2 protein-coding genes are annotated in these 1,648 nt (G+C 65.2%); one reads left to right on the top strand and one right to left on the bottom strand.

The annotated features are described in order from the left end of the window. Window positions 1-579: tRNA(Met) cytidine acetyltransferase TmcA domain-containing protein (locus tag AC4FAH_RS13325; protein ID WP_490246191.1), on the bottom strand; the 579-nt coding region annotated here is incomplete at its 3' end. Between the two features lie 292 nt (window positions 580-871). Here AC4FAH_RS13325 and AC4FAH_RS13320 point away from each other — a divergent pair. After that, window positions 872-1,432, top strand: coding sequence for an iron transporter (locus AC4FAH_RS13320; RefSeq protein ID WP_286988377.1), 561 nt, complete (start codon window positions 872-874; stop codon window positions 1,430-1,432). Window positions 1,433-1,648 lie beyond the last annotated feature (216 nt).

Raw genomic sequence — 1,648 nt, 5'->3', positions numbered from 1 at the left:
CAGCGATGGCGCAGGCAAGTGTCCGCCCTGTGGCCAGTGCAGCACACTGGCATGCGATGAGAGGCGCCGCGCCAGCCGCGCCAGATAGCGTGCCGTCAGCTGCTGCCGCTCGAAGGGCCAGTGAGCCAGACGCGCGTGATCGCCATCCGGCACTGGCGCAGGGTCTGCCGCGGCCCAGGCGGCAGGCGTCATCAGTACCAGCAGGCCCCCCGCCTTCAGGGTGCCGGCCACGGCGCCGAAGGCATCGGGGTCGAAGCCCGTCGCCGGCTGCGCCGCATCGAAGATGACCAGTGACTGCTCACCGCCCAGCTGGGTGGCGGCCTTGGCCATCGCCAGCGCACGCACGGGCGTCGCGCCCGCTGTCGAAAAGGCTTCACCCGTGCCCAGCCACAGCGGAACAGGCTCAGGCGCTGGCCACCGCTCGCAGATCGCCTGCGCGGCGCCAGAGGGGTCATCGCCGCTGATCCACAGGCAGGCACGCTGACGCCGCGCGAGCAGATGTTGATGCAGCGTTCGGCACCACGCCTCGAGGGCGGGCAGATCAATGCGAGAAGGAGAATCTGAAGGAGGAGTCGTCATGTCGCGCAGCATGCCGCATGGCAGCGCGCCAGACCAGATGAGCAGACCAGATGGTGCGAGAAACTCGCGAGGCACCCGTGTGGCAATCGTGAGGCCGTTGCCAGAAAACCGCGATCTTCTCGGCGCTGCCGCCAGGCCTGCCACTCACGCCTGTTACTTGAGAAGAAGCTCATGCTCATACAACGCCCCGTTGCAAGATGGGCAACGCAAGCGGCGCAGGGATGAGAATGGTTATATTTAGGCTTATCGGGATAATGAAGCTCCACTTCCCATCATTGCGAGTCCCCCCCCGATGCCACAGCGTCACTCCCTCACCACTGCTCTGCCCCGCGCGCTCAAGCCTTACCTGCTCGCCCTGAGCCTGGCGGCAACATTCGTGGCGGGTCAGGCCTCGGCACTGGAATACCCGATCGGCACGCCGGTCAAGGAAGGCGGCATGGAAATCGCTGCGGTCTACCTGCAGCCGGTGGTGATGGCCCCGGCCGGCAAGCTGCCGGCCAATCAGGCCGATATTCACCTGGAAGCCGATATCCACGCGCTGATGGAAAACGACAACGGCTTCGCGCCGGGCGACTGGATTCCCTATCTCGGCATTCACTACACCCTGACCAGGCAGGGTGGCGAGGCGCCGATCGAAGGCGAGCTGGTGCCGATGATCGCCAATGACGGCACCCACTACGGCAAGAACGTCAAGCTGGATGGCCCGGGCAAGTACCACCTGACCTTCGAGATCCAGCATCCGGACATGCCGCGTCATATCGACAAGGAAACCGGCGTCGCCGAGTGGCCGCAGACCATCACCACCGACTACGACTTCGTCTATGCCGGCGTCGGCAAGAAAGGCGGCTACTGAGCGCCGCTCTGCCCTTGCTGCATGCCCCTGAATGCCTGCATCCCGTGAGGCGGCCATTGCCGCTTGCTCCTTCGATGGCCGCCTGTGCTGACCTGCACTCGCGGCCATTGGTCGCTCTACCACCAGCGCCTTGCGCTGGTGTCAGTGTGCGCTTTCCCTCATCGTCCGGAGTGTCCCATGCGCCTGACCTCTTTCTTGCCCTCCCTCTTGCCCTCT

This window comes from Cobetia sp., assembly GCF_983723665.1.
Note: the sequence above shows the minus strand (reverse complement) of the source record. Positions and strands in the feature narration are given on the sequence as shown.

Coding starts and splice junctions, on each gene's coding strand:
- AC4FAH_RS13320 (WP_286988377.1), top strand. CDS start 872: ATGCCACAGCGTCACTCCCTCACCACTGCTCTGCCCCGCGCGCTCAAG.